Source organism: Melittangium boletus DSM 14713 (assembly GCF_002305855.1).
Taxonomy (GTDB): Bacteria; Myxococcota; Myxococcia; order Myxococcales; family Myxococcaceae; genus Cystobacter; species Cystobacter boletus.
In genome coordinates this window covers 9,278,095-9,298,829 of sequence record NZ_CP022163.1, presented here as the reverse complement: position 1 = coordinate 9,298,829, position 20,735 = coordinate 9,278,095, and the positions used below count along the sequence as shown (strand labels likewise).

At 69.1% G+C, this 20,735-nt stretch carries 19 protein-coding genes; 9 read left to right on the top strand and 10 right to left on the bottom strand.

Translation table 11 applies throughout. The features are described from left to right. Window positions 1–34: 34 nt before the first annotated feature. Entirely contained in the window at window positions 35–988 is a 954-nt protein-coding gene (locus MEBOL_RS38400) for a DUF481 domain-containing protein (protein ID WP_170115676.1), read from the bottom strand. Window positions 989–1,102: 114 nt separating this feature from the next. Here MEBOL_RS38400 and MEBOL_RS38395 point away from each other — a divergent pair, with 114 nt between their 5' ends. The 3 genes from MEBOL_RS38395 to MEBOL_RS38385 are packed head-to-tail and all read left to right on the top strand — an operon-like array spanning window position 1,103 to window position 5,291. After that, complete coding sequence (locus MEBOL_RS38395; protein WP_095982057.1) at window positions 1,103–2,890, top strand: ABC transporter ATP-binding protein; 1,788 nt, start codon at window positions 1,103–1,105, stop codon at window positions 2,888–2,890. Further along, the gene (locus tag MEBOL_RS38390; protein ID WP_170115675.1) at window positions 2,887–4,686 is read left to right on the top strand and encodes an ABC transporter ATP-binding protein; all 1,800 of its coding nucleotides are present in this window, start codon (window positions 2,887–2,889) and stop codon (window positions 4,684–4,686) included. The genes MEBOL_RS38395 and MEBOL_RS38390 overlap by 4 nt, the downstream gene beginning before the upstream one ends. After that, window positions 4,683–5,291, top strand: coding sequence for a glutathione S-transferase family protein (locus MEBOL_RS38385; RefSeq protein WP_095982056.1), 609 nt, complete (start codon window positions 4,683–4,685; stop codon window positions 5,289–5,291). The genes MEBOL_RS38390 and MEBOL_RS38385 overlap by 4 nt, the downstream gene beginning before the upstream one ends. A 6-nt stretch (window positions 5,292–5,297) precedes the next feature. Here MEBOL_RS38385 and MEBOL_RS38380 read toward each other — a convergent pair whose 3' ends face one another. Beyond that, the gene (locus MEBOL_RS38380) at window positions 5,298–6,800 is read right to left on the bottom strand and encodes an ATP-binding cassette domain-containing protein (RefSeq protein WP_095982055.1); all 1,503 of its coding nucleotides are present in this window, start codon (window positions 6,798–6,800) and stop codon (window positions 5,298–5,300) included. Window positions 6,801–7,103: 303 nt separating this feature from the next. Here MEBOL_RS38380 and MEBOL_RS38375 point away from each other — a divergent pair, with 303 nt between their 5' ends. Then, a complete protein-coding gene (locus tag MEBOL_RS38375) occupies window positions 7,104–7,625 on the top strand; it encodes a superoxide dismutase family protein (protein WP_095982054.1) in 522 nt (173 codons plus the stop codon). A 3-nt stretch (window positions 7,626–7,628) separates the two neighbouring features. Here the strand turns inward: MEBOL_RS38375 and MEBOL_RS38370 are convergent, their stop codons facing one another. The 3 genes from MEBOL_RS38370 to MEBOL_RS38360 are packed head-to-tail and all read right to left on the bottom strand — an operon-like array spanning window position 7,629 to window position 9,663. Next, the gene (locus tag MEBOL_RS38370; RefSeq protein WP_095982053.1) at window positions 7,629–8,093 is read right to left on the bottom strand and encodes a heme-degrading domain-containing protein; all 465 of its coding nucleotides are present in this window, start codon (window positions 8,091–8,093) and stop codon (window positions 7,629–7,631) included. 10 nt (window positions 8,094–8,103) lie between these two features. Beyond that, window positions 8,104–9,183, bottom strand: a complete 1,080-nt coding sequence (locus MEBOL_RS38365; protein ID WP_425437586.1) for an SPFH domain-containing protein — start codon at window positions 9,181–9,183, stop codon at window positions 8,104–8,106. Further along, entirely contained in the window at window positions 9,184–9,663 is a 480-nt protein-coding gene (locus MEBOL_RS38360) for an NfeD family protein (RefSeq protein WP_095982052.1), read from the bottom strand. A 144-nt stretch (window positions 9,664–9,807) separates the two neighbouring features. Here MEBOL_RS38360 and MEBOL_RS38355 point away from each other — a divergent pair, with 144 nt between their 5' ends. Beyond that, window positions 9,808–10,617 carry an alpha/beta fold hydrolase gene (locus tag MEBOL_RS38355; protein ID WP_095982051.1) on the top strand — a complete coding sequence of 270 codons (810 nt, stop codon included), beginning with the start codon at window positions 9,808–9,810 and terminating at the stop codon, window positions 10,615–10,617. On the opposite strand, the gene MEBOL_RS38350 is transcribed toward MEBOL_RS38355, so the two are convergent. Together MEBOL_RS38350 and MEBOL_RS38345 are read right to left on the bottom strand one after the other, a co-directional pair. After that, window positions 10,602–12,629 (bottom strand): hypothetical protein, encoded by a 2,028-nt coding sequence (locus tag MEBOL_RS38350; protein ID WP_095982050.1) that lies wholly within the window; start codon window positions 12,627–12,629, stop codon window positions 10,602–10,604. The genes MEBOL_RS38355 and MEBOL_RS38350 overlap by 16 nt on opposite strands. After that, a complete protein-coding gene (locus MEBOL_RS38345; RefSeq protein WP_095982049.1) occupies window positions 12,616–13,707 on the bottom strand; it encodes a DUF3142 domain-containing protein in 1,092 nt (363 codons plus the stop codon). The genes MEBOL_RS38350 and MEBOL_RS38345 overlap by 14 nt, the downstream gene beginning before the upstream one ends. A gap of 227 nt (window positions 13,708–13,934) precedes the next feature. On the opposite strand from MEBOL_RS38345, the gene MEBOL_RS38340 reads away from it, so the two are divergent. From MEBOL_RS38340 to MEBOL_RS38325, 4 genes are all read left to right on the top strand, one after another. Further along, a complete protein-coding gene (locus MEBOL_RS38340; RefSeq protein WP_095982048.1) occupies window positions 13,935–16,970 on the top strand; it encodes an error-prone DNA polymerase in 3,036 nt (1,011 codons plus the stop codon). Window positions 16,971–17,025: 55 nt separating this feature from the next. After that, window positions 17,026–17,868 (top strand): alpha/beta hydrolase, encoded by an 843-nt coding sequence (locus MEBOL_RS38335; RefSeq protein ID WP_095982047.1) that lies wholly within the window; start codon window positions 17,026–17,028, stop codon window positions 17,866–17,868. Between the two features lie 45 nt (window positions 17,869–17,913). Beyond that, the gene (locus MEBOL_RS38330; RefSeq protein WP_095982046.1) at window positions 17,914–18,834 is read left to right on the top strand and encodes a hypothetical protein; all 921 of its coding nucleotides are present in this window, start codon (window positions 17,914–17,916) and stop codon (window positions 18,832–18,834) included. A gap of 186 nt (window positions 18,835–19,020) precedes the next feature. Then, window positions 19,021–19,401 carry a VOC family protein gene (locus MEBOL_RS38325; RefSeq protein WP_095982045.1) on the top strand — a complete coding sequence of 127 codons (381 nt, stop codon included), beginning with the start codon at window positions 19,021–19,023 and terminating at the stop codon, window positions 19,399–19,401. 32 nt (window positions 19,402–19,433) lie between these two features. Here MEBOL_RS38325 and MEBOL_RS38320 read toward each other — a convergent pair whose 3' ends face one another. From MEBOL_RS38320 to MEBOL_RS38310, 3 genes are read right to left on the bottom strand one after another with little or no spacing between them, the layout of a single operon-like run. Beyond that, complete coding sequence (locus MEBOL_RS38320; protein WP_095982044.1) at window positions 19,434–19,916, bottom strand: RebB family R body protein; 483 nt, start codon at window positions 19,914–19,916, stop codon at window positions 19,434–19,436. Between the two features lie 13 nt (window positions 19,917–19,929). Next, on the bottom strand, window positions 19,930–20,214 hold the full coding sequence (locus MEBOL_RS38315) for a RebB family R body protein (protein ID WP_095982043.1): 285 nt from the start codon (window positions 20,212–20,214) through the stop codon (window positions 19,930–19,932). Window positions 20,215–20,266: 52 nt separating this feature from the next. Further along, a complete protein-coding gene (locus tag MEBOL_RS38310; RefSeq protein WP_095982042.1) occupies window positions 20,267–20,689 on the bottom strand; it encodes a hypothetical protein in 423 nt (140 codons plus the stop codon). Between the last annotated feature and the right edge of the window lie 46 nt (window positions 20,690–20,735).

Here is a 20,735-nt window from a genome sequence, read left to right as displayed (position 1 = left end):
CGGTTTACCCGGTCCTCCGGGAGAGCCTTGAAGCCTAGAACGTCACCGTGGCGCCCACGGACAGGGAGGTGTCCGTGGAGAACTTCCCGGCGGCGGGCTCGCTGTCGTACTGGAGCAGGAAGGTGGTGGTGACCGACAGCGCCCGGGTGAGCCGCACGTTGAGCTGCGTCTGGTTGTTGATGAGCAGACGCGAGCCCTCGATGAGGCTGGGCAGCACGCTCACCTCTTCCAGGAGGGAGATGTCCTTCGTCACGCCATGGCGGAAGGTGGCGCCGAAGCGGGGGCCGCCCAGGGAGACATCCGGCAGGTCCATGCGCGTGGGGTAGTACTGGAAGCGCGTCTCTCGGGCATAGCGCAGGGCGAGATCCATGCGGAAGAAGGAGTTGCTGCCATCCGACCGTTGCTCGTCCCACCACAGCACGCCGACGCCTCCTTCACCGATACCGCGTGCCTCCACGCTCTTCACGTGGTCCGTTTCCGCGCCGGCGAGCAGGTAGCCGCTGATGCGCTCGGTGAAGCGGCGGTCGCCGCGCAGTTGCACCGCCGCGTTGAGCGCCACGACCTGATCGGGGGCCTGCTCCTGTCCTTCCAGCGTGGGAGCCCGGCTCTGGCCGTACACGCCCGAGGCCTTGACGGCGTAGATCCACCCCTCCGTCTTGCGCTCGGCGGCGATCAGGCCGTTGAGCGTCACGGTGGACGCGTTGCCGGTGATGAAGATGAGGCCCATGCCCACCGTGACGTTCCAGTTGTCGCCTTCGGTCGGGGCGTCGGGCTTCTTCTCCTCGGGCTTCTTCTCCTCGGGAGGGGCCACGGTGATTCCCTGGGCGAGCCGTTCGATGGCCTGGGCGGAGCGCTCGGCGGCGGCGGCGGCACGCTCGGCGGCGGCGGCGGCGCGCTCGGCGGCGACCTCGGGAGGCGCCGGGGGCGGAGGCGGGGGAGGGGTCTGGAATGTCAGGAAAGCGGACAGGAAGGTATGGACGGGGAGCACGGGGAGCCTCTTCCCTCATGCGCCGGACAAGTGCAATGGCATTGGCGATTCACATGGCCGTGGAGCGGGTCATGATGGGCGCGGGCGGCGCACCCCCGGGGAGACACTGGCGAGATGGAATCGAAACGAGGACCCGGAAGGACGCCGGGCGCGGGCAAGGCGGTGTGGCGGGCGCTCGGGTATCTGCGGCGCTATCGGTTCGACACGATGGGGGCGTTGCTGTCGCTGCTGATGGCCTCGGCGGCCAACCTCGCGGCGCCCCAGTTCGTGCGTCAGGTGGTGGATGAGGGGATCGCCCACGGCTCGATGCCGGCGGTGCGCGCGGCGGTGGCGGGGCTGGTGGGCGTCGCCCTGGTGCGAGGGGTGTGCAACTTCTTGCAGGGCTACCTCGCGGAGCGGGCCTCGCAAGGGGTGGCGTTCGACCTGCGGGACTCGCTCTTCGAGCGGCTGCAGCGGCTGAGTTTCAGCTACCACGATCAAGCGCAGACGGGGCAGCTCCTCACGCGGCTGACGAACGACGTGGAGCAGGTGCGCACCTTCGTGGGCGGCGGGGCGGTGCAGGTGGTGGCGTCGCTGCTCATGCTGGTGGGCTGTACGGCGCTGTTGTTCATGACGAACCCCGTGCTCGCGCTGGCGGCGCTGGCCACCATCGCGCCGGTGCTCTGGGTGCTGCGGCACTTCATGATGAAGATGGGGCCGCTGTTCGGCCAGGTGCAGGGGACCCTGGGCCGGCTCAATTCCATCCTGCAGGAGAGTCTGCGGGGCGCGCGCGTGGTCCGGGCCTTCTCCGGAGAGGCGCGCGAGTCGGCGCGCTATGGCCGCGTCAACGAGGAGTACCTGGGCCTCAACCTCCAGCTCATCACCATCATCTTCACCCACTTCCCCTGGGTGTTCTTCTTCGCCAGCCTGGGCACGCTCGTGGTGGTGGGCGTGGGCGGGTGGTTGATCTTCCATCAGTGGCTGAGCATCGGGGAACTGCTCGCGTTCAACAGCTACCTGGGCTTCCTGCTCCTGCCGCTCATCACCCTGGGGTTCCTGGCCAATCAGATGTCGCGCGCGGGCGTGTCCGCGGTGCGCATCTTCGAATTGCTCGACACCTCCGTGGAGGTGGTGGATCGGCCCGGCGCCCAGGTGCTGCCGCCCCTGGAGGGACGGGTGGAGCTGCGGGACGTGCGCTTCCGCTACGCCGGGGGCGAGCGGGACATCCTCAAGGGGGTCAGCTTCGTGGTCGAGCCGGGCCAGTTCGTGGCCATCATCGGCACCACGGGCTCGGGCAAGAGCACCGTCATCAACCTGATTCCCCGCTTCTATGAGGTCACGGGCGGCGCGGTGCTCATCGATGGCCGGGACGTGCGCGATGTGACGCTCGCCAGCCTGCGCTCACAGGTGGGCATCGTGCTCCAGGAGGCGACGCTCTTCGCCGGCACGCTGCGCGAGAACATCGCCTATGGCCGTCCCAGCGCCAGCCTGGAGGAGGTCCAGGCCGCGGCGGAGGCGGCCCAGGCGGCGGAGTTCATCGCGGCGCTGCCCCAGGGCTATGACACGCCGGTGGGTGAACGGGGCGTGGGACTGTCGGGAGGGCAGCGCCAACGTGTGGCGATCGCCCGTGCGTTGCTCACCCAACCGCGTCTGCTCATCCTCGACGACAGCACCTCGGCGGTGGACGCCCGCACCGAGGCGGAGATCCAACACGCGTTGGATCGGCTCATGCGGGGCTCGCAGCGCACCGCGATCGTCATCGCCCAGCGGCTGAGCACGGTGCGTGACGCCGATCAGGTCATCGTGCTCGACGAGGGCCGGGTGGTGGCCCAGGGGCGGCACGAGGAATTGCTCGCCTCCAGTCCGCTCTACAACGAGATCCTGGGATCGCAGCTCCGGCCGGAGCAGGGGGAGGCGGTATGAGACGGAGCTCGGACTTGAGTGGCCTGGCGGAACTGGAGGATGTGCCCGCGCGCGACCGTGGCGCGGTGGCGCGCCGGCTCCTGGGCGAGACGAGGCCCTACTTCCGCCCCCTGTTGATCGCCCTGGGGTTCATCCTCCTGGGCGCGGTGGCGCAGGCGGTGGGGCCCTTCCTGGTGGGCTACGCCATCGACCACGACATCGGGGGAGGGGATGGGTGGAGCCTGCTGCGCACCCTGGTGGCCCTCCTCGTCGTCTATGGCGTCGGGCTGGTCGCCCAGCAGCAGCAGACGCGGCGCATCGGTCTGGCGGGGCAGCGGGTCCTCGCCTCGTTGCGGATGCGGCTCTTCGAACAACTCCAGGCGCTGCCGCTGTCGTACCTGGACCGGCGGCCCCTGGGGGACTTGATGAGCCGCCTGCTGGGAGACGTGGATCTCATCAACCAGTTCTTCGGGCAGGGGCTCACCCAGTTGCTGGGTTCCTTGATGGGACTGGTGGGCGTGATGGTGGCGATGATCTGGCTCGATGTGCCCCTGGCGCTGGCCTGTTTCTCCATCATCCCGGTGATGTTGCTCACCACCTGGTTCTTCGCCGCCCGTGCCCGGCGGGCCTACCGCAAGACGCGCGAGACGGTGGGCGACGTGACGGCGGGGCTCCAGGAGGAACTGAGCGGCGTGCGGCAGGCCCAGGCGTTCAACCGCACCGAGGTCAACATCCAACGCTTCCGGCAGAAGAACGCGGCCAACCGGGACGCGAACGTCTCCGCCATGGGCATCACCTCGGCCTTCTCGCCGGTGATCGACGTGCTCTCCACGCTCTCCACCGCGCTGGTGATGGGCTACGGCGGATACCGGGTGCTCGAGGGACAGCTGAGCGTGGGCCTGGTGGCGGCGTTCCTGATCTACACCCAGCAGTTCTTCCGGCCGCTGCAGATGGCCTCCTCGGTCTACACGCTGATGCAGTCGGCGCTCGCGGGCGCCGAGCGCGTCTACGCGATCCTCGACGAGGCGCGGGAGCCGGCCGACGCGCCGGACGCGCTCGCGCTCGGGCGGGCGGAGGGGCGCATCACCTTCGATCGGGTGTCGTTCGCGTACGACCCGGCCCACCCGGTGCTGCACGAGCTGAGCTTCGAGGTCGAACCCGGCCAGACCGTGGCGCTGGTGGGCCGCACGGGCGCGGGGAAGACGACGGTGGCGAGCCTGCTGCCCCGCTTCTACGACGCCACGGAGGGGACGGTGCGGCTCGATGGGCACGATGTGCGCGCCCTGACGCGGGCGAGCCTGCGGCACCAGATGGCGACGGTGCTCCAGGAGCCCGTCCTCTTCTCGGGCACCATCGCGGAGAACATCGCCTATGGCCGGCCGGACGCGAGCCGCGAGCGGATCGAGGCCGCCGCGCGCGCCGTCCTCGCGCACGACTTCATCGTCGCCCTGCCCAAGGGCTACGACACGGAGCTGGGCGGAGGGTCCACGGCGTTGAGCCAGGGCCAGCGCCAGCTCCTGTCGTTCGCCCGCGCCGTCCTCGCGGATCCGCGCGTGCTGATCCTCGACGAGGCCACCGCCAACATCGACACGCGGACGGAGGCCCTCATCCAGCGCGCGTTGACGTCGTTGCTCGCGGACCGCACCAGTGTCGTCATCGCGCACCGGCTGAGCACCATCCGCAACGCGGACCTCATCCTCGTCCTCGAGAAAGGGCGGCTCCTCGAGCAAGGCACGCACGAGGAGTTGATGGCGCGCGCGGGTGTGTACGCGGAGATGTACGGACAGCAGTTCCTCAAGCCGGAAGGCCCTCGATGAAACTCCATGGTTCGATGACGTCTCCCTACGTGCGCAAGGTGCGCGTCCTGCTCGACGAGAAGCAGTTGCCCTATGAATTCGTGCGGGAAAACCCTCGTGCCCTCGACAGCCAGGTCCAGGGCCTGACCCCCCTGGGCAAGGTGCCCGTGCTGCGGCTCGACAACGGGCGCACGATGATCGACTCCCCCGTCATCCTGGAGTACCTGGATGGGCTCTCGGGCGAGCCCCTGCTGCCCGCGCGCGGCGAGGCCCGGTGGGACGTGCTGCACTGGACGTCGCTCGCCGATGGTCTGCTCCAGGCCCTCGTCAACCGGCTGCTGGAGCACCGCCGCCCCGAGGCCCAGCGCTCCCCGGAGACCCTGGCGTGGGAGGAGCGGCGAATCGCCCGGGTGCTCGACGCGCTCGCCCAGGCGGACACGTCGAGGGGCTTCTTCGTCGGGGACCGGTTCAGCCTGGCGGACCTCGCGGTGGGCGTGGCGTTGGAGTACCTGGACTTCCGCTACCCGCACGACTGGCGGGCACGGTATCCAGCGTTGGGCGCCTGGCTGGCCACGATCTCCGCGCGGCCCTCCTTCACGCGCACCACGCTCGACACCGTGCCCTGAGCCGCGTCACTCCGAGCTCACGTCCACGCGTCCGCCCTCCACCCGCCAGCGCTCGGTGGTGCATCGCCGCGCGAAGTGCGTGTCGTGCGACACCAGCACCAGGGCGCCTGGGTAACTTTGGAGCGCTTCCTCCAGCCGCTCCAGGGAGGGCAGGTCCAGGTGATTGGAGGGCTCGTCGAGCACCAGCGCCCAGGCATGCTGGCCGAGCCCCCGCGCGATGAGCAGCTTGCGTGCCTCGCCCGGGGAGGGTTGCTCCGAGGCGAGCAGGTGATCCGGCTCCACCCCGAGCGCGGCCACGAGGGACAGCACGCGGCCCTTTTCCTCGGGGGGCAGTTCGCGCACCGACTCGAGCGCTTCCCGGGCCTCCTCGTCGCTCACGTCCTGAGGCAGGTACAGCACGCGCTCGAGGGGCACGCGGGCATGCTCGAGCAGGGCCCGGAGCAGGGTGCTCTTCCCGGCGCCGTTGGGCCCCTCGAGCCGGATGCGTGCCTCGCGGGGGATGTCGAGGTGCAGGGGACCGAACAGCGCCACGTCTCCAGCGCGGAGTTCCGGCACGTCCAGGCTGAACAGGAGCGGGTGGGGCGGGCGGACGTAGTCGACGAAGACGGAGCGGCCGAGGGACTTCTCCACCTCGATGGACTCGACGGCGGAGGCGGCGCGTTCGACTTCGCGGCGGGTGGTGGCCACGCGGCGGCCATGCTTCGCGTCCGCCCAGCTCGCGAGCGTCTTGGCCCCCAGGGTGCGTGCGTCACTGTCGTACTTGTTCCGCATCCGGCTGGCCGTGCTGCGCGAGGCGGAGGCGGCCTCCTGATCCCGGCGCGTCTGCACGAGCCGTTGTTGCAGCCGGCGGTGCTCGTCCTGGGCCTGCTGGCGGGACGTGATGCGAGCGTCCAGTTCCTCTTCCCAGGCCTCCCGCGCGGCGACGTAGGCGCCGGGCCACAGGCGCACCGTGCCCGTGTGCACGCGCAGCGTGGAGGTGGTGAGCGCCTCGAGCACGTCCCGATCATGCGAGACGAGCACGCCCACGCCCCGGAAACGGCGCAGGGCGGCCAGCAGCCAGTCCCGGGCCTCGGCGTCGAGGTGGTTGGTGGGCTCGTCGAGCAGCAGCACATCGGGCTCGCGGGCGAGCGCGGCGCCCACCTGCCAGCGTTTGCGCTCACCCGGGGAGAGCGTGGCCCACCGTTCGAGCGCCGTGACGTCCAGGCCGAGTTGACCCAAGAGGCGCCGGGCGCGCGAATCCGAGGCCTCGGCGAACGCGAGCACGTCCGGGGTGAGGGCTTCCACCTTCTGGGGGCAGAGCTGCACGAGCGCCGAGGGAGGCTCGAAGCGCAGGTGGCCTTCCGTGGGCTTCAGCTCTCCGGACAGCAGCCGCAGCAGGGTGGATTTGCCCGCGCCATTGGCGCCAACGAGTCCCGTCCAGCCCGAGGGCAGGTGGAACTCCACATCGGAGAAGAGGGGACGGGCGTCGGAAAACGCGAACGACACGCGGTGAGCGCGAATGAGTGACACAAGGAACTCCGGAATCGTGACCGGGCGCGCACGAGGGACCCGGTGGGGTGGCTGGAAGACAGCGCCGACGATTCAGGAGTGGATCTTCAATGGAGTGCGAAGCCTCGTGTGCGAACAGCGCCCCGACCCAGGGGCCTCATGGATTCTTAAACCTCACGCGGCCTCCGCGCAATCCCGGAGTGAATCGTCGGACATGCCACACCCCTCGCGCGAGCCCTCTTGTTCCATTGGATGGAGAGCGTGGAGCCGGGTAGCTAGGGCGGCGAATCTCAGTCCCCTCGTTTCGTTTCCCTGGAGCCCGCCATGAAGAACTCCTTCGCCATCAGCTCGCGCATCACCCTCCTCGCCGCGGCGTTCGCCCTGTCCGCTTGCGGTACGAGCAAGCACGCCATCGCCACCCTCGAGAGCCGCAGTGGCAGCAGCACTACGGGCTCGGCCGAGTTCTCCGAGGTCGATGATGGGGTGAAGCTCACGCTGGAGGTGCAAGGCTCCACCCCGGGTCTGCACGGCGCCCACATCCACGAGACGGGCGACTGCAGCGCCGCCGACGCGTCCAGCGCCGGGGCCCACTGGAATCCCACGTCCAAGGACCATGGCCCGGCCGATCCCAACCACCACCTGGGCGACCTGGGCAACATCCAGATCAATGATGACGGCAAGGGCACGCTGTCCCTCACCAAGAGCGCGTGGAAGATTGGCGATGGTTCGGCCGAGGACGTGATCGGCAGGGCGATCATCATCCACGCGAGCGAGGATGACCTCGTCAGCAACCCGGCGGGCAACGCGGGTGGCCGCTTCGCGTGCGGCGTCATCGTCGCGAAGTAGGCCTCAGCGGCTCGCCCGCCATTCGCGCAGGACCGAGACCACCAGCGCATGGTCCTCGTCCTGCGCGAGTCCGGACACGGTGATGCTGCCCACGCATCCGAGCCCTCGCAGCAGCAGGGGGAAGCTGCCGCCATGGTCCACGTACTCGGAGGCGTCGATGTGCGGCTTGTCGGTGAGGCTCATGCCCTTGGTGGCGTAGTAGCGGCCCATGTAGAACGAGCTGTGCCAGAAGCGGCTCACGGTGTTCTTCTTGCGCCGCACCCAGTCCAGGTTGTCCGGACGGCTGCCGGGCAGCGCGCACTGCAACACGGTGAGCCCGGAGAACGTCACATCCACCACCACCGGCAGGCGCTCGCGCCGCACGCGCTCGAGCAGATGGAGCCCCAGCGCGAGCACGTCCTCGTGGCTCAGGTGGTCGAACTGCAACTCGGCTTCTTCGGCGAGCAACTGCTCCAGGTTTCCGGACACGTCTTCCTCCTTATTCCTCGGAGGGAAAGGCGGGACGGCCGCGCACCGTCACGGGCTGGGCGGAGGCGGTCACGGAGCGGGAGAGGGACTGGGCGCTCAGGGCCGCGGCGCTGGGAGCCGAGGGGCGCGGGGTGGGCGCGGTGGCGCTCCCCTCCTGGGAGAACACCTCCTTGAGCGCCGCGACGCTGCCCAGCACGGCCGTGGCCTCGTAGGGGATGAAGATCTTGTTGTCGCCCTTGCCCAGCTCCTGGAGGGTTTCCATGTAGCGCAGCGCGAGCACCTCGGGGGTGGCGCCTCCGGCGTGGATGGCCTCGAAGACGAGCCGGGTGGCCTCGGACTTGGCCTCGGCGTCCAGCAGGGTGGCGCGCTTGCGGCCCTCGGCGCGGGCCACTTCCGCGTCACGCTCGGCCTCGGCGCGCAGGATGCGGGAGATCTTCTCGCCCTCCGCGGAGAGGATGGCGGCGGCCTTGTCGCCCTCGGCCTTGGTGACCTCGGCGCGACGCTCGCGCTCGGCGGTCATCTGCTTGGCCATGGCGTCCTTGATGGCCGCGGGCGGCTCGATCTCGCGCAGCTCCACGCGCGTCACCTTCACGCCCCACTTCTCGGTGGCCTCGTCCAGCACCGCGCGCAGCTTGTTGTTGACCGTCTCGCGGCTGGTGAGCGTCTGATCCAACGTCAGCCCGCCCATGATGTTGCGCAGGTTGGTCATGGTGAGCTGCTCGATGGCCAGCGCCAGGTTCTCCACGGCGTAGAGCGCCCGGCCCGGATCCACGATCTGGTAGTAGATGACCGAGCCCACCTCCATGGTGACGTTGTCATGGGTGATGACCTGCACGGTCTCGAAGCCCATGACCTGCTCGCGCATGTCCACCAGGTGGCTGCGATAGAAGCGGTTGCCCACGCGCATCTCCATGGCGCGCGGGGCGTCGAAGAACGGGATGAGGATGTTCAACCCGCTGCTGGCCACGTGGTGGAACTTGCCCAGCCGCTCCACGACCATGACCTTGGCCTGGGGAACGATTCGCAGTCCCTTCACCATGGCGAACACCACGGCGACCGCGAAGATGACGACAAGAGCGGGACCCATCATCTAACGACCTTCTTTCTTTCTGCTCGGAGATATTTCCAGGGAGACGGCGGGGCGCCGCACCCACAACTTCAAGCCTTCCACCTGCTCGACGATGACGCGCTCGCCCTCGGCCACCTCGCCGCCCAGCGGGCGCGCCGACCAGAGCTCCCCGTTGATGCGCACGGTGCCGCCCACGCCTTCCACGAGCGATTCCGTTACCACGGCTTCCTGGCCCACCATGGCCGCCACCCCCGTCTTCATGGGCGAGGCGCCGCGCATGAAGGCCTTCTTGAAGAGGGTGCGCGAGGACGCGAAAAGGCCCAGGGAGACGAGTGAGAAGACAGCGAACTGGCCCTGGAGCCCGAATCCCACGGCGGCCATCAGCGCGGCCGCGAGTGAGCCCACGCCGAACCAGAGCATCACGAAGCCGGGCAGCATCATCTCCAGCGTGCCCGCGGCGATGGCGGCGAGAACCCACAAGTGCCACGCCTGAATGTCCATGTGCGCCCTCCCCCGGAGTAGGGCCCGAGTGTGCCACCGGGGCGCGCCATGGCGCCAGCGGCCCGAGCGGACTCTTCTTTTTTATGGAGAGCGGCACGCTAGGCTGCCCGGCCTTCGTTTTCCCTTCTTCCGAGGAACCCGCGCATGCCCTTCCTGAACGTCAACGGCACCCGTCTGTACTACGAGGATTCGGGAGGCTCGGGTGAGCCCGTCGTGTTCAGCCACGGCCTGCTGTGGAGCTGCCGGATGTTCGACAAGCAGGTGGCGGCGCTGAAGGACCGCTACCGCTGCATCGCCTACGATCACCGGGGTCAGGGCCGCAGCGAGGTGGGCGGGGTGGAGACCGTGGACATGGAGACGGTGTACTCGGACGGGGTGGCGCTCATCGAGCAACTGGGGGTGGGTCCCTGTCACTTCGTGGGCCTGTCCATGGGCGGTTTCGTGGGGATGCGGTTGGCGGCGCGGCGGCCGGAGCTGCTGCGCTCGCTCGTGCTGTTGGAGACATCGGCGGACCCCGAGCCCGCGGTGAACGTGCCGCGCTACCACCTGCTCAACTTCGTGGCGCGCTGGTTCGGGATGCGGTGGGTCACCGGGCGCGTCATGCCCATCATGTTCGGCCGCACGTTCCTGGAGGACGCCTCGCGCTCGGCCGAGCGGGCGGTGTGGGAGCGCCAACTGGCGGAGATCCGCAAGGACATCTGGCGCGCGGTGAATGGCGTCGTCCGCAGGAAGAGCGTCTACGAGGAGCTGTCGCTCATCCGCACACCGACCCTGATCATGGTGGGTGCCGAGGACACGGCGACGGTGCCCGCCAAGTCCGAGCGCATCCACGGGGCCATCGCGGGCTCGCGCCTGGTGAAGCTGCCCCGGGGCGGGCATACGTCCTCCGTGGAGGAGGCGGAGCTGATCAACGCCGAGTTGGAGGGTTTCCTGGGCGCCTACCGAGCGGCTTGATCCACGAGCATCCGTCGCTTGCGGATCAGGACCGCGAGCCCCACTCCGAGCACCAGCAGGCCGCCGCACACCGCCGCCAGCGTCCGCTTGCGGAGGGGCGGCGAGGACAGGGCGCTCTTCGCATGGCGCGCCCGCTCGAAATCCGGTGCGGGGCACTCCTGGCCGAACCAGGAATCGGGCAGGTTCGGGAGGAAGGCTCCGTGCCGCACATAGGTGTGCCAGAGCCGTTCGCTTCGCTCGGGTTCGACCCGCATGCTGAACCGCGCGGCCTGGCAGAGCAGTGAGGCATAGGCCTGACTCCGGGGTGGCACCAGGCCGGCGGCCTTCTCGGCGAGATCCGCCGCCGTGAGGCGGTACTGGAAGCGCACCCAATGCTCGGGGGCATGGGCTCGCCGCCGTTCCCGCTCCGCCTGGGACATCAGGGGCAGGTGGGCCAGCGCGAGGGGCTTCTCGATGCGCTGGGTCGCTTCTTCCTCGGCGAGTGCTTCCATGTCGAACTCGCCCGCGACCCAGGCCCAGTCCGGGGCGGTCTCGGTGCCCAACAGCTCCATGCCGGTGAAGCGGGCGAGCCGGGCCGCGTCGTAGAGCGAGCGGGCCTGGTCCACGTTCGTCCAGGCCGAGCGGGCCCGTTCGAGCGAGGCCACGTACCGCCACGCCGGCGCCTCCCAGGGCGTGTTCCGGAAGAACTCCAGGGCCTCGGCGCCCCGGCCATCGCGCAGCAGACGCCGGCCGATCAGCGGACGGAGGGAGTCCTCCACGGTGGGCCGGGGCGTGCCCTCCTCCACGTAGAAGGCGGACTCCGGTTGGCACCGCAGCCGAGGGTCCGCGGCGTGGGTCGCGAGGAAGCGCCGCAGCTCCTCCATCGACAGCACGCGCTCGGCCACGTAGGCGATGTCCGGCCAGGAGCAACTGCTCAACGCGCGATCGGCCGCGCCCGGGAAGTCGTCGCGCATCAACGCGAGCAGGCTCCGCTCCGCCTCCACGTACATCCGGGGCCGCAGCCGGGGCAGGTAGGGATCCGTCTGCCAGTCCTCCGTCGTTGGATAGCCATTCCCGGCCTCGGCGAGGCACTGGTCCGCCACCGCCGGCTCTCCCCGCCGCATCGCCAGCTTCGCGCGGACCCACGCGTCCAGCGGGGTGTGCTCCTGCCCGGCGAAACGCTCGGCCAGATCGAAGCGGCCCTCGCGCCACGCCGTCGCGGCCAGCCGGTCCGCGCCCGCCAGTCCAGGCACCGAGGCCAGCAGATCCATGAGCTGGGCCAGGGGCAGGGGCGTCGCGGGGTTTTCCTCTTCCGACCACACCTCCTCGTGGCCGCGCGTCCAGGCGTAGGTGGAGAGCAGGCGCTGCGCCAGTGGATCCTGGAGGGCCCGCCGCAGCCGCGCCTCGTCACGCACGAGCGACCGGGCCACGAACAGCAGCGAGGTCGCGCCCGAGCCGCTTCCGTGGGCCGCCTGTTCCGCGTAGAGCTGGATGGCCTTCGCGTCCTCCCCCAGCTCCCGATACTCTCGCGCCTCCTCGCCGAGGCTCGCCACCGCGAGCCCCAGCGGATCCGCGAAGCCCTGGCGCGCCAGCTCGCGCACCTCGGCGTAGTGGGTGACCGACTCGGGCATGCGCGTCAGACGCCCCAGCATGAAGGCCGCGAAGGTGGAGAAGTGACGGCGCTCCCCCTCGGGCAGCGCGAGCACTTCCCGGAAGCGCGCCTCGGCCTCCTCCGGGCGGGTGGCGTGGTAGGCCCGCGCGCCCGCTTCGTACAGCGTCGTCTCCCGGGCGCCACCGCCCGTCCGGGCGCCCTCGGGCTCCTCTCTCTCGACCACGAGGAAGGCGTCCGAGGGCTTCGGGAGGAACCGGGCCGCCTCGTAGAAGAAGGTGCTGTCCGGCAGCTCCGAGAGCGTCACGGCCCGGTTCTCCAGCAACTGAATGGGGAAGTCGGGGCCACAGGCGTACGCGGCGCGCACGGGCACGCTCATCGCGCCCAGGAGGGACAGACACACCAGCGAATCACGGAGCCGCAAGCGCCACCTCGGAGCCCCGCACGAAGCCGATGACGCGCCGCTCGCCCACGCGCAGGCGGGGAGGCGTGCGCGCCACGAGGGAGGTGCCCCGCGCGGCATAACCCGCCACGCCATCGAGCACCTCGAGTCTTCCAGAAAGGGTGAGGCGCGCGGGGGCCTCGGCATCCACGCGCCCGGTGTTCTCGATGACGATGTCCAATGTGCCGCCGCCCGTATCCACCAGGCGCGGCTGGAGTCGGGGGGTGAGCGCCTCGCCCCGGATGACCGCCGTGAGCGTGGGCGGGCTCCACGCATCCGCGTCGCCCCGGTGCCCGAGCCGGAACCAGACGATGCCCGAGACTTGCTTCACCGGGTGCTCGCGCAAGCCCGCGAGGAAGCGCGCCACCTCGCGCGGCTCGGCGGACAGGGGCGTGCCATCACGCAGCCGCACGCGGTAGGTGGGCAGCGCCACCCGGAAGGGCCGGGACGTGGCGCGCGTCCAGGCGTTCACGAAGCCCCGGGCCTCCGTCGCCGTGAAGAGGGTGGGAGCGCGCACCGCGTGCACCTGGAGGACGACGTCATCCACGAGGGACGTCAGCCGGTCGAGCCGCGGCGACTCGCTCCACGTGGGCAGCGCCGTGATGGAGAGCGTCAGGTCTCCGAGCACCGGCCGCTCGCGCTCCAACCAGTCCGCGTATCCCTCGAGCGACGCGGTGGCGCAGTCATGATCGATCTCGACCCCCCGGACGCGTGCGCCCCGCGCCCGCCAGGCCCGCGCGTGCGCGGCGACTTCCTGGAGGGAGACACCGTCCAACGGCGCCGTACCCTCCACGCGCATCACCGCCACCACCTCGCGGCCGCTCCGCGCCAGGGCCTCCACGTCCACCGCGATGTCCACGGGCGAGCGCTCCACTCCCGAGCGTTCCCGCGCCAACACCCGGAGCGCGCCCAGTTCGGGGGGCGCATCGGTGAGGGAGCGGGCCAGTTCCGGGCTCCAGCCGCGTTGCCACACATAGGCTTCATGGAGGAGGGGACGCGGGTCCGTCCGTGAGCAGGCGAGTCCCAGCACCAGGATCAGTACGCTCCAATGCACACCCATCCATCCGCCTCCCCACCCGCCTCGGACGACGAGGGCGCTCATGCTTGGCGGGTGCTACAGGCATGTCAAGCAAGGCCCGCGCGGGCGTGCTTCTCCTGTTGACCTCCTCGTGGATCGATTCGGAGAAGTCGGGCCGCGATGGGCCACCTTCGAAGTGACGAGACACATCGGGTCGGGTAGACAGACTGACTGGGGCGGACCTTCCGCCTGAACGGCTGCTCAGTAGCTTGGCACGCGTGTACGCCGAGCTCGTCTGCCGGTCGAACTTCTCGTTCTTGCGCGGGGCCTCGCATCCCGAGGAGCTGATCCTCGCCGCGGCGGAGCGCGGTGTGTCCGCGGTGGCGTTGGCGGACGGGGATGGGCTGTACGGGGCGGTGAAGGCGCACCTGGCGGCCAGGGCCGTGGGCATCAAATACCTGATCGCCAGCGAGCTGACCCTGCTCGAGGGTCCCCCGGTGGTGCTGTACGCACAGGACGCGCGGGGCTACGCGAATCTCTGCCGGCTCATCTCCAAGAGCCGGATGCTGCACCCCAAGGGCGAGGCGGGCCTGCCCTGGCGCGAGCTGGCCGAGGGCAACGAAGGCCTCCTGGCGCTGCTGCCGTACCCCGTGGCCCCGGCGCGGGTGGCTCCGTTGGCGGAGGCCTTCCCCGAGCGTTTCTACGTGGGCGTGTGCCGCACGCTGTCCTCGGGAGACGAGGCGCGGGTGGCCCAGGCGAAGGCCCTGGCGCGGGAGCTCGGCGCGCCCCTGTGCGCGCACAACGACGTGCACACGCACCACCGGAGCCGTCAGCCCCTGCAGGACGTGCTCACCGCCATCCGCCACAAGACGACGCTCGGGCAGCTTGGGACGCGGCGGTTGCCCAACGCGGAGCGGACGCTCAAGGGTCCCGAGGAGATGGCGCGGCTCTTCTCCGACTGTCCCGAGGCCCTGGAACGCACCCTGGAGCTGGCGAGCCGCTGCCACGCGACCCTGGACGGATTGCGCTACCACTTCTCGGAGGAGGACCTGCCGCCGGGACACTCGACGTCGACGTGGCTGCGCGAGCTGACGTACCAGGGGCTCCAGGTGCGCTATCCGGGGGGCGTCCCGGCCGACGTGGTGAAGCAGATCGAGCACGAGCTCAAGCTCATCGCGGCGTTGGACTTCGCGGGCTACTTCCTGGCCATCTGGGACATCGTCCGCTTCGCGCGCTCGCGGGGGATTCTGTGCCAGGGGCGGGGGAGCGCGGCGAACTCGGCGGTCTGCTACGCGCTGGGCGTCACGGCGATTGATCCGGTGCGCATGGGGCTGCTCTTCGAGCGCTTCCTGAGCATGGAGCGCAAGGAGCCGCCGGACATCGACGTGGACTTCGAGCACGAGCGGCGCGAGGAGGTGCTCCAGTACGTCTACGAGAAGCACGGTCGGCACCGCGCGGGCATGGTGTGCGAGGTCATCTGCTACCGGGGCCGGCTGGCCCTGCGCGAGGTGGGCAAGGCGCTCGGGCTGTCGTTGGATCAGGTGGATCGGCTGGCGAAGGTGGCGGGCTCGCACGGCGGCGAGATGTCGCCGGAGTTGTTGAAGGAAGTGGGGTTGTCGGAGGAGGACCGGCGGGTGCGGCAGACGCTCGCGCTGGCGCGGGAGATCGAGGCCTCACCCAGGCACCTGTCCATCCACGTGGGCGGCTTCGTCATCACCCGCGAGCCCCTGGTGGAGATGATCCCCGTGGAGAACGCGGCGATGAAGGGCCGCACGGTGGTGCAGTGGGAAAAGGATGACCTGGAGGCGGTGGGCGTCCTGAAGGTGGATCTGCTCGGGCTCGGGATGCTGACGGCGCTGGCCAAGTGCCTGGAGCTCATCCGCGTGCACTACGGCCGGGATTTGTCCCTGGCCACCATTCCGGCGGAGGACCCGAAGGTCTACGAGATGTTGAGCAACGCGGACTCGATCGGCGTGTTCCAGATCGAGAGCCGGGCGCAGATGAACATGCTGCCGCGGCTCAAGCCCCGGTGTTTCTACGACCTGGTGGTGGAGATCGCCCTCATCCGGCCGGGGCCCATCGTGGGGGACATGGTGCATCCCTACCTGCGGCGGCGGGAGGGGCGCGAGCCGGTGGAATACCCCTCGGAGGATGTCCGGAAGATCCTCCAGAAGACGCTGGGGGTGCCGCTCTTCCAGGAACAGGCGATGAAGCTGGCGATGGCGGTGGGGGGCTTCTCGCCCGCGGAGGCGGACGGACTGCGCCGGGCGCTCTCGCACAAGCGGGCGGAGGAGCGGCTGGGACCCTTCCACCAACGCTTCATCGAGGGCGGCGTCTCCCGGGGCTATTCACCCGAGTACGTGGACACGCTCTTCAAGCAGTTCCGGGGCTTCGCGCACTATGGCTTTCCGGAAAGCCACTCGGCGAGCTTCGCGCTGCTCGCCTACGCGTCCTCCTGGCTCAAGTGTCACTACCCGGCGGCCTTCACGGCGGCACTGCTCAACTCGCAGCCCATGGGCTTCTACGCCCCGCACACCCTGGTGGCGGACGCGAAGCGGCATGGGGTCCCCGTGTTGGAGGTGGATGTGAACCACTCGGGCTGGGACTGCACGCTGGAGGAGGGCGGGCTGCGGCTGGGATTGCGGATGGTGCGCGGGCTCCAGGAGGCGGCGGGACGGCGGGTGGAGTCCTTCCGGCAGGGGCAGCGCTTCACGAGCATCGGAGATCTGGCGCGGCGGACCCGGGCACCCCGGCATGAACTGGCGCGGCTGGCGCTGGCGGGAGCCCTGGGGAGCCTCAACCGCTCGCGGCGGGATTCCCTGTGGGAGATCCAGGCGCTCGGCCCGCTGGAGGAGACGGACCTGTTCTTCGGGATGGCGATGGATGGCACGTCGGTGGCGCTGCCCCAGATGAACCTCGGGGAGCGGGTGAGCACGGACTTCGAGACCGTGGGCGTGTCCCTGGAGAAACACCCGTTGGAACTGCTCAGGCCCGCGCTGCGCAAGCGGGGCGCGGTGACGGCGGCGGGCCTGGAGCGCGTGCGCGCGGGCAGCCGCGTGGCGGTGGGCGGGATGCTCATTTGCCGGCAGATGCCGCCCACGGCGAAGGGATTCTGCTTCCTCTCGCTCGAGGACGAGACGGGAATCGCCAACCTCGTGCTGCCCCCGGACGCCTACGCGCGCTTCCGCAAGGACATTCACGGCGCGCTGTTCCTGGTGGGGCAGGGGACGCTGGAGAAGACCGGCAAGGTGATGAACGTGAAGGTGCAGCAGTTGGAGCCGATCATCTCCTCGATGTCGTTCTGAGCGCGTGGTGCCCGCGTTGAAGGCGCGGACCTCGGGGGTGCGTTAAGGTGTCGCCATGACTCGTTTTCTCGCCCAGGCGAGGCGGATCGTGCTTCGGCTCCTCATCTCCCTTGTCTTCGTCTACGTCAGCCTGTGCGTCCTGGTATTCCTCAACCAGCGGCACCTGGTGTTCCCGGTGCCAGCGGGAGCGCGGGAGCCGAAGCTGTTCCGGTCCATGCTGTTGCGCATTCCCGGGCCGGAGGGCACCACGGTCCATGTGTTCCATGTCCCCGCGCCGCCGGGCGCACCCACGGTGGTGCATTTCCACGGCAACGGGGAACAGCTCGCGGATGAGATATGGCTGGGGCAGCGCTTCCAGGACGCGGGACTCGGATTCTACGCGGTGGAGTACCCGGGCTATGGACTCTCCAGGGACAGCGAGGGGCCCTCCGAGAAGCGCATCTACGCCGCCGCGCAGGTGGCCCTGGAGCACCTGCACAAGGACCTGGGCGTGAAGCCGGAGGAGACGGTGCTGCAGGGGCAGTCCCTCGGCTCGGGCGTGGCGGTGGAGATGGCGACGCGAGGACGGGGGTCGCGGCTGCTGCTCATCACGCCCTACACCTCCATCGTGGACATTGGCGCGGGACTCTTTCCCTGGTTGCCCGCTCGGCTGTTGGTACGGGATCCCTTCGACACGGCGTCCAAGGCGCCCGGGTTGAAACTGCCCGTGCTCATCGTCCATGGCACGTTGGACGAGGTGGTGCCCGTGGAGATGGGCAAGCGGTTGGGGACGATCTTCCCGAACGCCACCGTCCGCATCCTGGACGGCAAGCACCACAACGACCTGCTCGACTCGGCTGACGTCCGCGAGCAGATGTTCCAGTTCGCCCGGGGAGAGGTGCGGCAGGCCATGCCCTGAGATTCCGGTGGAACGCCACGCCTCATTCCTTATAAGCGCTGTCCCATGCCTTACTCCGTCTACCTGACCACCCACACCCGCTACGAAGACGTGCGGGCTGGAGCGCCGGACACGCTCACGCTCAAGGATCTGCGGGCTTGCCTGTCGCAACTCGCCGAGGTCTGCCCCACGCACGAGGTGCGCCGGCCCGATGGTGCTATCTGGGTGTTCCGTGCGGGTGAACCGCCCGCGAGGGCGCCCCTGCTGACGGCGGGAGTGCGGCCCAACAACGGACCGAAGACGGGCACGATTCATCTCTCGGTGAGCACCACCAGCCCTTTCTTCCTGCGCAACTTCTTCGAGCTGCTGTCCTTCGCGGCCATGGTGAAGGAGACGCGGGGCCTGAACGCCTTCGAGGCGGTTCACGGGCACGCGCTGACGGTGGAGTCCGTCCAGCAGCTCACCGATGTGGAGGGGGCCTATGCCCGGCGGCAGGCCGAGCTGTGGCAGAAGCACCGTGAGAACCTCTACACCACCGTCCAGATGCCGCTCGAGTTCCCCGCGGGCCAGGAGGACGAGGGTCCCAACCTGTTGGCGTTGCGGCTCGAGCACCCGAAGTTGCCGCCCCTGAAGAAGCTGATCGCGGAGCCTCCGCCCGGGCTGGGCGTGGAGGTCGAGAAGACGCGAGGGCTGTGGTTCGACCGGGAGTTGGAAGAGCCCGTGATGTGGTTCAACCTCAATCCCCACGCCGCGAACCAGGTGATCCTCTGGCCGCACTGGGGACGGGCGCCCTTCGCGAGCGTGGCGCAGGCCACCTTCGGCGCGGCCGCGCGGTTGCAGTCGCGCGCGGGAGGCCGGGTGCTCTGGAATGGAGAGCCCGTCACGCCCGAGCGCACGGCCTGGATCCAGCGCTATCCGGAGTTGCTCGGCGTGGAACTGCTCCAACTCGTCACACTCGGGTGGGAGCCCGCCAGCCGCGCGGTCTAGTGCGACTTGCTGACTTCGGCTTTGTCCTTGTAAATCAGGTACCACGCCGAGCGGCGATCGCACTCGGCAACCCTGGAGCGCCCCATGCGTCGAATCCTCAGCGTGTTGCTTGTCCTCACCCTGAGCGGCTGCGCGGCGGCGCCTCCTCGACAACCCGTCACCGCCTCGCCCACAGGAGTCGCGCCCATGCGCCTCGGCAACTTTTCCGTCAGCCTCGCCGTCAAGGACCTCGCTGCCTCCCGCGCGTTCTACGAGAAGCTCGGCTTCCGTGCCATCGGCGGTGACCCGGCCCAGAACTGGCTCATCCTGCAGAACGAGACCAGCACCATCGGCCTCTTCCAAGGCATGTTCGACAAGAACATCCTGACGTTCAACCCCGGCTGGGACCGCGACGCCAAGCCACTCGCCGACTTCGACGACGTCCGCGAGCTCCAGCGGACCCTCCAGGCCCGCGGCCTCACGCTTACCTCCGCCGCCGACGAAGCCTCCACCGGCCCCGCCAGCCTCATGCTCATCGACCCCGATGGCAACCCCATCCTGATTGATCAGCACGTCCCAAAGCCGTGAGCCGAGGCTCGTGCTCCTTCCGAAGGGAGGCGCTAAGACGCCGTGGAACCTCGTGAGGTTTGCCCGAGGCGGAGGCAGCAACCGCGGGTGACCACTGCCTGTGCGACGATGGTGAGCTGTTGCTGGGCGGTGGCCGTATTCATGAGGGCGAGGCTGACCGCATGCGCGGAGGCCTGGACGACGTGGGCGATGGCGAGTTCGGGCGCGAGATCGAGCAAGGCCTGCGCCGTCTTCCCCGCCTGGGCGAGCAGGGCCTCGGGAGATAGCGCCATCGGAGCAGGGGCCTCGGGTGCGGTGGCGGGTGAGGGGACAGCCGACGCGGTCTGGGCCGTGGCGGGACGGGGGGCGCTGGGGGATTCCGCGGTGTTGGGAGCGGGGACACCCTCCTGATAGGCCAGCGCGAGGATGCTTTGCTGCTGTTGCTCGAGCACGCGGTTCAAGGTCGAGAGGGCTTGGGCACTGGCGTCCACGATGGTGGTCAGTTCCCGGGCGAAGTCCTGGACACTCTTCGTCATGGTGTACCTCCTCTCACTTCGTACCGACGGGAGGGGCGAAGATGGGAGCGGTGGCGAGCCCGGACGACGCTGTGTCGATGCTGTACAGGGTCGCGATGCCCTGGGTGGTAGCGGCCTGCATGGTGAGGTAGGCACTTTGTTGGGCGGTGGTGGCGTTGTGGGCCGCGTTGGAGAGGGCCTGCGACGTCGCCACGTAGAGGTTGCCCATGGCGATGGCCGGGGCATCTCCGAGCCCCTTCACGTTCGTCTGGCTTAGGGCATCGGTGATCTGGTCATTGACCGAGGTGGGGAACGCCATGTCTCTGCCTTTCCGGGAGAAGGGGTTGATGCAGTCCGAGTCTGCCACTAGCTCAGTTTTTCAGTACAATCCGACCTTGTGAATCAACGCCGTAAGTGGCGCCCGCATCGAAGACGATGTCATCAATGCCGCATCTGGCGAGATTGGCGGAGATGGTCACGAAGAAGAGACCGTCGCTGCTCTTGAGCACCGAAACGTCATAGTTCTCCCGAGCCGACAGACAGCGCTCCAATTTTTCGTTGTAGGAACGTGCTTTGGAACCGGGCGGCAGGAACTCATCGACAGCGATCTCGATGGCCCTCAAACTGGGTCCATCCAGGGAAATGCTTCCTTCGGAGGAACTTGGCATCCTGACCTTCTCCGCTTCTTCAGGCCGGGCCCACTCCGCTTTCCTTTGGATGTAGACGCGATAATTGCATCCCGCCAATGTGGAGGTGCAAAGCGACAAGACCAAGAGGGGGAGGAGTTGCTTCATAGCGCCTCGTCAAAGGAGAGAGGAGCGCACAGTCGTATTTCAGGAG